Annotated in this window: 10 protein-coding genes; 7 read left to right on the plus strand and 3 right to left on the minus strand. The window is 35.0% G+C overall.

Features of this window, described 5'->3' with window-relative positions:
* Positions 1-4: 4 nt before the first annotated feature.
* Positions 5-2,329: a TonB-dependent receptor gene (locus FLS47_RS10255; protein ID WP_149914282.1), complete on the plus strand. Its 2,325-nt coding sequence runs from the start codon at positions 5-7 to the stop codon at positions 2,327-2,329.
* A gap of 2 nt (positions 2,330-2,331) precedes the next feature.
* Entirely contained in the window at positions 2,332-3,120 is a 789-nt protein-coding gene (locus tag FLS47_RS10260) for a DUF4249 domain-containing protein (RefSeq protein ID WP_149914283.1), read from the plus strand.
* On the opposite strand, the gene FLS47_RS10265 is transcribed toward FLS47_RS10260, so the two are convergent.
* Positions 3,117-3,725, minus strand: coding sequence for a polysaccharide deacetylase family protein (locus tag FLS47_RS10265; protein ID WP_149914284.1), 609 nt, complete (start codon positions 3,723-3,725; stop codon positions 3,117-3,119). The two genes, FLS47_RS10260 and FLS47_RS10265, sit on opposite strands and share 4 nt — an antisense overlap.
* A 91-nt stretch (positions 3,726-3,816) precedes the next feature.
* Between FLS47_RS10265 and FLS47_RS10270 the strand changes: the two genes are divergently transcribed.
* From FLS47_RS10270 to FLS47_RS10280, 3 genes are read left to right on the plus strand one after another with little or no spacing between them, the layout of a single operon-like run.
* On the plus strand, positions 3,817-4,725 hold the full coding sequence (locus tag FLS47_RS10270; RefSeq protein ID WP_149914285.1) for a ComEA family DNA-binding protein: 909 nt from the start codon (positions 3,817-3,819) through the stop codon (positions 4,723-4,725).
* Positions 4,726-4,728: 3 nt separating this feature from the next.
* Positions 4,729-5,259 carry an adenine phosphoribosyltransferase gene (locus FLS47_RS10275; protein ID WP_149914286.1) on the plus strand — a complete coding sequence of 177 codons (531 nt, stop codon included), beginning with the start codon at positions 4,729-4,731 and terminating at the stop codon, positions 5,257-5,259.
* Between the two features lie 22 nt (positions 5,260-5,281).
* Positions 5,282-6,076 carry a TerC family protein gene (locus FLS47_RS10280; RefSeq protein WP_149914287.1) on the plus strand — a complete coding sequence of 265 codons (795 nt, stop codon included), beginning with the start codon at positions 5,282-5,284 and terminating at the stop codon, positions 6,074-6,076.
* A 46-nt stretch (positions 6,077-6,122) separates the two neighbouring features.
* Here FLS47_RS10280 and FLS47_RS10285 read toward each other — a convergent pair whose 3' ends face one another.
* Complete coding sequence (locus FLS47_RS10285) at positions 6,123-7,535, minus strand: alkaline phosphatase (protein WP_149914288.1); 1,413 nt, start codon at positions 7,533-7,535, stop codon at positions 6,123-6,125.
* 129 nt (positions 7,536-7,664) lie between these two features.
* Here FLS47_RS10285 and FLS47_RS10290 point away from each other — a divergent pair, with 129 nt between their 5' ends.
* A complete protein-coding gene (locus FLS47_RS10290) occupies positions 7,665-8,969 on the plus strand; it encodes an OmpA family protein (protein ID WP_149914289.1) in 1,305 nt (434 codons plus the stop codon).
* Between the two features lie 60 nt (positions 8,970-9,029).
* Complete coding sequence (locus FLS47_RS10295; RefSeq protein ID WP_149914290.1) at positions 9,030-9,338, plus strand: hypothetical protein; 309 nt, start codon at positions 9,030-9,032, stop codon at positions 9,336-9,338.
* A gap of 2 nt (positions 9,339-9,340) precedes the next feature.
* On the opposite strand, the gene FLS47_RS10300 is transcribed toward FLS47_RS10295, so the two are convergent.
* Positions 9,341-9,874 carry a lipocalin family protein gene (locus FLS47_RS10300; RefSeq protein WP_149914291.1) on the minus strand — a complete coding sequence of 178 codons (534 nt, stop codon included), beginning with the start codon at positions 9,872-9,874 and terminating at the stop codon, positions 9,341-9,343.
* Between the last annotated feature and the right edge of the window lie 130 nt (positions 9,875-10,004).

Raw genomic sequence — 10,004 nt, forward strand, 5'->3', positions numbered from 1 at the left:
TTATATGTTTCGACAATACGCATTATTTGTTGTTGCTTTTTTGTTTCATGCCAGTTTATTTGCGCAAACGAAAGTCAATGTTAGCGGATACGTGAAAGATGCTTCATCTGGTGAAGTGTTAATTGGAGCTACCGTTCAGTCAAAAGAATCTAATTTGATAGCTAGAACCAATAGCTATGGTTTTTTCTCACTCGAATTACACGCATCGGATTCGACCTTGGTTGTATCATATGTTGGTTATCAATCCTTAGAAGAATCGATAAATACATCGGTTCAAAAGCGGTTTAACTTTGAATTGTCGCCAATCGGAAGAGAAATTGAGGAAGTAGTAATTACGGGTAAAAAACAAAATAAGAATGTCACGAGTCCGCAAATGGGTGCTATTAATTTCACCATTGAGGAAATCAAAAATGTACCTGTACTATTCGGAGAACGCGATATCTTGAAAACTATTCAAATGTTACCAGGAGTTGCCAAAGGAGGTGAAGGTTCATCTAGTTTTTTTGTACGCGGAGGTGGTGGCGACCAAAATTTAATTTTATTGGACGAAGCAACAGTTTATAATGCTTCGCATCTACTTGGATTTTTCTCTACTTTCAATTCGGATGCAATTAAAGATGTTGAACTTTTCAAAGGTGGTATTCCTGCGCAATATGGAGGGCGTATTTCGTCGGTAATGGATATTCATATGATCGATGGAAACAGTAAAAAGTTCGCTGCAGAAGGCGGCATAGGTTTGATTGCTTCACGATTAAAACTTGAAGGTCCATTGCAAAAGGACAAAAGCTCATTCATGTTAAGTGGTCGCCGCACCTATGCAGATTTATTTCTAAAAGCTTCGAACGATCAAACAGTAAAAGATAGTAAATTATATTTCTACGATCTCAACGCTAAGCTGAATTATAGAATTAATGATAAAAACACAATTTATGCTTCAGGATATTTTGGGAAGGATGATTTGGGTTATGGCGATTTATTTAGTTTTGATTGGGGTAATGCAACAGCTACGGTACGTTGGAATCATATTTTGAATGAAAAATTATTCAGTAATACGTCTTTAATTTACAGTGACTTCACGTACAATGTAAATGTAAACAACGATAACAGTGAGTTTGTGATTGCTTCAAAAATTGAAAATTTCAATTTGAAACAAGACTTTTCTTATTATGCGAATAATAAAAGTACGTGGAGATTTGGTTTGAATGCGTTGAAACAAAAGATTTCTCCAGCAAGTCTTAATGCCAATGCTAATTCTGCAGTAAATTCTATCAATATTGAAAAGAGACACGGAATCGAAGTTGCTGCTTATGTTTCTCACGAATGGAATCCAACATATTGGTTTTCGGTATTGTATGGATTGCGCGCAACTGATTTTATGGTACAAGGACCAGGAACATTTTATAATTTCGATGCTGATGGTGAAGCTATTTCAAATGAAAAATATACGGGTTCGGAAATTATTAAACATCATTTAAATATAGAACCAAGACTTTCGGCTTCATTTATATTGGATGATAAACAAAGTATTAAGACTTCGTACAATAGAATTGTTCAAAATTTACATCAATTGACAAATACGACTTCATCTTTGCCAACTGATCAATATGTATTGAGTAGTAAGAATATCAAACCGCAGTATGCGGATCAAGTTGCATTGGGCTATTTTAGAAACTTTGCGAATAATACCTATGAATTTTCGGTAGAAAGCTTCTATAAATATATGGGCAATCAAATTGATTTCCGTAATGGTGCGGATTTGCAAGCTAACGAATTCTTAGAAGGTGAATTGTTGTATGGTCAAGGTCGTGCATATGGTCTGGAACTTTATTTGCGTAAAACTAAAGGAAAATTAAATGGTTGGATTTCATACACTTTAGGTAAGAGTGAAAGACAGTTCAATCAAATTAATGACGGACAATGGTTCAATGCAAGACAGGATCGCACGCATGATGTATCGGTTGTAGGTATTTACCAATTAAGTAATAAATGGAATTTGGGAGCTAATTTTGTGTATTACACAGGAAATGCCATTACATTCCCAAGTGGTAAATATACAGTAGATGGCCGTACTCTATTTTATTACACAGAGCGCAATGGTTACCGCATGCCAGATTATCATCGTCTGGATTTATCTGCAAATTATGAGCCTGGACCAAAAAACAAACGTTTTTCTTCGAGTTGGTCATTTGGTTTGTACAATGTATATAACCGCAAAAATGCTTATATCATTGATTTTAGAGAAAACGAAAATAATGCTAACATCACAGAAGCATATAAAATTGCTTTATTTGGAATTATACCTTCTGTGACTTGGAACTTTAAATTTTAGATATGAGACTTATATATTTATTCGCTTTTATAATTTGCTTTGGATTAAGTTCTTGCGAGGAGTTAATTGATGTAAATCTTAATGATGCTGACCCACGATATGTCATTGAAGCTGATTTAACAGACCTCTCGAATGATCAAATAATTAATGTCTCTCAGACTGTGGCATTTGACGAACCAATGCGCAACAAGCCAATAAACAATGCTGCTGTGGTAGTAACTGATGATAAAGGCACGATTTATAATTTTAATAGCATTGGCAATGGTGTTTACAAAGCTACCTTCAAACCAAAAACAAATACACGTTACGATTTGCGTGTCACAATTGATGGAGAAGTATTTGAATCTTCATCGTATATGAATGCATACATAGATGTGGATTCATTGGGTATTATTGAAGATGTTATTTTTTCGGACACGGTCTATTCTGTGACATTGAAATTTGTTGATCCAAAAGATCAACCGAATTATTACAAGTATAATATTTCTGTTAATGGGAGTGATTTCAAATTTAGTAGAGTATTCAGCGATAAGTTTAATGACGGATTGTATGTGACGCATCAAGTTTCTGATAACAACAACGATATTCTTATTGGTGACACGATTACGGTAAGAAGACAGATTATTGACCGACCAGTGTTTAATTATTGGAATGAAATTCTATCTATTAATCCTGGGAGTGCTGCACCCGCAAATCCAACTTCCAATATTACGAACGGTGCATTGGGATTTTTCAGTGTAAGTAGTGCGAAGAAATACGGATTTCGAATTCGTTTTAAAGAAGAAGACTAAAGTATCTCAAAGGTAAATCCCTTTGCTAAAAAGTGTTCAATCGTTTTGGGTAAAGCGTATTGAACTCGAGGAATGGCTTTAATATTGTCGTGAAAAACAATAATAGAGCCATTTTTTGTATGCTTAATTACGTTTTGAAAACAAGCTTCTGGTAAAAGATTTAAATCAAAATCTCCCGTCAATACATCCCAGTAAATAAATTCAAAATCCTTGCTAAGAACTTTTAATTGTGATTTTTTGGCGCGTGCATAAGGAGGGCGAAATAAATTTGATTTCGTTATCTTGTGGCAGGCATAGACATTATCAATGTAATCTTTGTCCGAAGTATTCCAGCCTTTCAGATGATTGTAAGTGTGATTGCCGACACGGTGTCCTTCAGCTTTGATTCTTTGGAAAATATCGGGGTGCCTTGAAATATTATCACCCACACAAAAGAATGTTGCTTTGATGTTGTACGCCAATAATGTATCTAAAATCCAGCTTGTGATTTCGGGTATTGGTCCGTCGTCGAATGTTAAAAAAAGCTTTTTGTCCGCACGCGATTTATTCCAAATTACTTCTGGATAATACCATCTTAAGAAAAAAGGTGCATTAACAAAATACATTTTCAATTTACATTAATATTTCGCAAATTTAAGGGAAAGCTTTTAGAATAGGGCAGCCAATTACACTTTAGTTACGTTTCACACTGTTTCGATGAATAATTTTTTCAAATACTTTCAGTTCAATACAGTAGAACGAAACGGTTTTATTGTCTTGTTCCTGTGTGTATTGCTGGTGAACATTAGTCTATCTCTCTACAAATCATTAAAGTCTTCTGAAGTTATCCCGCATCAAGTTTATGATTTAAACTCTGCTGAATCTTTTGCGACAAAGGAAGTTGAAAATACGCCAGATTATTCTAAACCTTATTCCGGCTTTAAGAAGACCAATAAAACAATTACCTATTTTACATTTGATCCAAATACAGCAACCGCTAACCAATGGCATAAATTAGGTTTAGCGCCAAAGCAAATTCAGGTAATTCTGAACTATCGATCAAAGGGAGGAAAGTTTTATAAAAAAGAAGATTTACGAAAGATATACTCAATTTCTGAAAAGGACTATAATAGATTAGAATCGTATATTACTATTTCAATTGCAGATGATAAATCTAAAAAGTCATTTGAAACTAGTGCTCATGAAATGCGTGAAGTAAAATCAATTGTGCGATCAATTTCTATTAACACAGCAGACACTTCTGAATTGAAACACTTGAAAGGTATAGGTTCTGTTTTAGCAGCTAGAATAGTGAAGTTTCGGGACGCTTTAGGAGGTTTTCATTCCGTTAATCAGATTCAAGAAGTTTATGGTATTTCTGAAGAGACTTTTTTGAATATAAAGGACAAGCTAATAGTTTCTTCTGCCGGAATATCTAAACTAAAAGTAAATGATGCGCATATTGAACAATTTTCAAAGCATCCTTACATCAGTAAAAAGCAAGCGCAAGCAATTATTAATTACAGACAGCAGCATGGAGCATATGCTAATTTTGAAGCATTGGCACAAAATAAAGCTTTAGATCAAGAATTTTTACGTAAAATTGAGCCTTATTTAGAGTTTTAAAATATGCTACAAGAAAGATTAAATGCGGTAATTCGTGATATTCCTGATTTTCCTCAGCCAGGTGTTGTTTTTAAAGATATTACACCAATTCTTAAAGACGCCAATTTGTGTACTGAAATAGTGGAAGCCTTTGTTGAACAAGTCAAAGATTTGAAGATAGACGTCATAGCAGGAATCGAAAGCCGTGGTTTTTTATTTGGGATGATGCTTGCAAACAAATTGAACATTCCGTTTGTTCCAATACGGAAGCAAGGTAAGCTGCCGGCAAAAACAATTTCTGAATCGTATAAGTTAGAATACGGTCAAGCAACTATAGAAATACACAATGATGCTTTCGGACCTGGAACGAAGGTATTGATACACGATGATTTGTTAGCTACAGGAGGCACTGTGGTTGCAGCAGCAAAGTTGATTGAAAAATTGGGTGGTCAAGTAGCAGGTTTTTCATTTGTGATTAATCTAGAATTTTTGAAAGGTGAGGGAAGGTTGCATCGTTTCAGTGATAACGTAATTACTTTAATAAATTATAAATAATTTACACACTTAAAACTACTTTATGGAATGGATAACTGATCCTCAAATTTGGATTTCCTTTTTAACTCTGACAATTTTAGAAATTGTTCTAGGGATCGACAACATCGTCTTCATTTCTATCCAAAGCGCTAAACTTCCAGTAGAACAACAAAAACGAGCGCGACAAATTGGTCTAATATTAGCCCTTGTGATGCGTGTTGGTTTATTGTTTTCTATCAAATGGGTAATGGGCTTGACGACGCCGCTTGTAAATTTCGCGGAATGGTTTAACATTACGAATGAGGCAGTTGTTCCGTATTTGATATTATCTGGACGTGACCTGATTTTGTTTATTGGTGGTTTGTTCTTGATTTATAAAAGTACCACCGAAATTCACCACAAGGTAGAAGGACATATAGAAGCAACAGGTGTAAATGCGAAAGTAGTGACATTCTCATCTGTTATTATTCAGATCATTATACTTGATTTGGTGTTTTCTTTGGATTCTGTTATCACAGCGGTAGGTATGGTTGATCAAATTGGAGTAATGATTGCTTCGGTAATTGTTGCTATGGGTATTATGCTCGTATCTGCTGAAGCGATAAGTAGATTTGTGAATAATCACCCAACGGTGAAAATGCTTGCATTGGCGTTCTTACTATTGATAGGTGTATCATTGACTGCAGAAGCATTTGACCAACATATTCCAAAAGGATACATTTACTTCGCAATGGCATTCTCGGTATTGGTAGAATTCTTGAATATCAAAGCGATGAAAAAAGCACAGAAAAGTTCAGGTTTGCAAGTCGTAAAAGACAAGGATATAACGAAAAATTAAGATTGATATAAAACAAACATGGTTAGCTTTTGCTAACCATGTTTGTTTATAAGAAATTCAATTGTGCAGCTTGTGCAATTTTTTTAGGTATGTCCGTGTTATCCATTTTATGATTGAATAGTGTAGCACCTTCGCCAATCGCATATACTGGCACATATGCAGCAGAATGATTGCTCGAAGCCCATCCTACAGAAGCTATTCTGTTTAAGATATTGATACTTAATGAAGCAATTTTATCATCGTTTGCATACAAGCTTTTTGATGTTTCATTTTCATGATTTATAAAGCTTTTTTCATACGCTTCGCGTAAGACTTTTTCATCAGCTTCTGTAATTTTTACTTTACTCCACAAACCTGTATTTTCAGCTATTACATTTTTAACATCATCCCAAGTTGCGTTAGGTTTATCTTTACGAAGATTTCCAACCAAAGAAGACAAAGTTCCTTGCGATACCTTTTGGTATGCCAATGCTTGTGTATTTAATTTTGACGAACCATTACCAATAGCCAAACCACCTGTTTCGTGGTCAGCAGTCACAACGATCAATGTTTCTTTTGGATGCTTTTGATAAAATTCATACGCCAATTGAATAGTTTTATGGAAATCTTGAACTTCACGAATTGTGGTTGCTGCATCATTGGAATGTGAAGACCAATCAATTTTACCCCCCTCAACCATTAAGAAAAATCCTTTTTTATTATCCTTAGTTAATGCCGCAATAGCACCTTTTGTAATATCTGCTAGAGCCATATCTGTAGGTTCTTGATCGATAGCGTATTTTAGGGATTCAAATTGCGTAGGTTGGTCGTTAATCCATACTGTTTTCTGACCTTTGAATTTATTTGCATCAAAGCCATTTTTACCACGAATAATTTTATAACCACCTTTTTCTATTACTGCATGGATATCTTCTACTTCTTTCTTGTCAAAAGTCGTAGTTGGTTTTAAGAATCCTGCTCCCGCAAAAAAATCAAAATTTGATTTAAGAATCTCAGCAGCAATTTCATAATAATTGCTACGGCTTGGTTGATGTGCATAGAAAGACGCTGGAGTAGCGTGATCAATACTTACACTTGTCGTAATTCCTACTTTCAAACCTTTTTCTTTAGCTGCAAAAGCTATGCTTTTGTATGGGATTGTGCCAGTGCTATCTGTACCTATATTTCCATTTCTAGTTTTCTTTCCAACAGCTAAAGCTGTACCACCCGCACCTGAGTCTGTGACTCCATGTGAAAGTGAATTTGTCGAAGCAAATCCTACATGAGGAAATTTTGTGAGGATTGAATTTTGATAGCCTACTTTGTTCTTCGTTTCAGCTTCAAAAATTTCGGTTAGATTGACATGGTTTAGGCCCATACCGTCGCCAATCAAATAAAAAATATATTTTGGCTGTGCAAAACTTGATGTTACACATGCAAAATAAATAAATAAAATGGCAACAATAGATTTTTGTTTCATAGAGTACAACTGTTAATTTATAATCAAAGATAAAACAACCATATAAATAAATGGTTAAGTCTTAGATATTTTACAACAAACAAATGTGCTATTAACTTGTTGTGTATTTTGTTAACTAAGCACAAGGAGATGGAAAACAATTTATTAAACAATGTTAAAGCCTACTTCACGGATGAAGTAATTAACAAATTAAGTACAAATATTGGAGAGTCTTCCGATAACGTACACAAAGGACTCGACCTTTCAATACCTTCAATTCTTCTAGGATTACAAGGGAAATCTGGAGAAGGTTTGGGTAGTATTTTAAATTCAGCAAGGCATTTATTCAGTTCCTTTGATATTCATAATCTATTCGGAAATTATTTCGGCACTCCAGCTGGTACTGATAATTCGAAATTTGAAACTCAAAACTTATTGAGTTCGATTTTTGGCGACCGATTGAATACAGTAGTGGATTCCATATCTTCTTATTTAGGAATGCGTAGTGAGTCTATCACCGGTATATTAGGAGCGAGTCTGCCTGCAGTAATTTCAGCTATTACACATAAAGGAGCAGATTGGAATGCAAATTCAATTGGAACTTTGTTGAATTCAAATAAATCATCATTTGCAGCGGCATTGCCAACAGGTTTAGGGCTTGGAGCATTTGGTTCATTGTTTGCGCAGGCTGATAGACCCGTTGAATTACCAACGGAAACCACAAGTATACCTGATACACCTGTGTCTACGCCTGTGGAGAGAATTCCGCCTCAGCAACGTGAACCAGTTCATACACATGAACATGTTTCAGAGGAGAAGAAAGGTGCCGGACTGTGGTGGATTTTGATTCCGTTATTGCTAATTGGATTGTGGTTTTTATTTGGTAGAGGTTGTAGTGGTGACACTAAAGAAACAGTGTTGCGCGATTCCATAGATAATGCGGACACAACTATTGTCATTACGAATCCAGCGACGCAAAGTGAGAAACAGCAAATTGATGTGAAATTGCCAGATGGAGCTTCATTGAAAGCATTTCCTGCTGGAATTGAGGAAAATTTAATTGCTTTTCTTCAGTCAGATTATAAATCAATGACAGACGAGCAATTGAAAGATAAATGGTTTGATTTTGATAATTTAAATTTCGAAACTGGAACGGCTAATGTACTTCCTGAAAGTCAACAACAATTGGAAAATATTGCAGCAATTTTGCGTTTATTTCCAGATGCTAAAATCAAAATTGGTGGATATACTGATCGTACAGGTGATGAACAAATCAACGAAAGAATTTCCGAAGAAAGAGCTGAAGCGGTGAAAAGCTTTCTAGAAAGTAAAGGGTTGGGTAGTCAAGTTGAAGATGCAGAAGGGTATGGTTCTGAATTTGCAACCGTATCAGCAGATGCATCTGATGCTGAAAGAGCAAAGGATAGAAGAGTAGCTGTTAGCGTTCGAAAATAAAAAATTACTAATTTTTATTACTTTTGAGGCATATCACAATAGTGGTATGCCTCTTTTAGTATGATTGATTTTGAAGTAAGCAAGCAGTTGGAAAGTGATTTTGAACGGTATATGTTCAAGTTTTATACGAAGTATCAGCGTTTTTCGATTGAGGATTTTGGAAAGTTTGCCAGCAGTATTCTTAATTACAACGTGCAGAACCACCTTATTGACCCAAAAATCAAAAGAGAGTACGCCTATTTTTTAACAACGCTTTATAATAAGGGAATTGGAAACAGAATTTCGGAAGAACATCTTCAGGTAATTGCTGAAGCTATTTCTTCCGATTCGTCAGTTGATTTTACGGTGATTCAAGAAATCTTTGGATAGGATCATTCTTGAATGGTCCACATTAAATCTTCAATTGCATAACCAGCACTTTTTGCATAGTTAAGGTATTTGGTCTGAAGTTCAGCTGATATTGTTTTAGTACGCGATAAAATCCACATATAATCCAAATTTTCTCCGAATATTAGCGTATGTTCATAATCACCATCAATGTGCATAATGTTATACCCCGAATAGAAAGGTCCAAAGAAAGAAACTTTTAACGCGCCCTCATTAGGTAGCCCCTGAAATTTTGCTTTCCCAATGCTTTGTTTAGATTTGTTGTCTTTTATTTTTACGCCCGAATTAATAACTTTTATTGAGCCATCTTCGTTTAAGGAATAATTAGCGGTCACATTTTTCAAACCTTTTTCCCAAAAGAAATCCAAGCGAGCAATTTCATACCAATGACCCAAATACTTTTCAAGATCAAAATTAGTGATTACAGGTAAATCTGATTTTACAGGTTTCCAAATATTGTATATAACTGAGCCTGCAGCTGCGGCAGTAAGTAAAAGCAATGATTTTTTCTTATCCATGAACAGAAGCGTCCCAAATAAGGTAAAAAATGGCGGTAATTTATATAGCAGGGATTGCTATATTTAATTTGCAAAAATTCAACTACCGCCATGGTAAATATAAATGTATTTTCTCAGATTTTAGGGCTAG

Source organism: Sphingobacterium cavernae (assembly GCF_008520265.1).
GTDB classification, from domain to species: Bacteria; Bacteroidota; Bacteroidia; order Sphingobacteriales; family Sphingobacteriaceae; genus Sphingobacterium; species Sphingobacterium cavernae.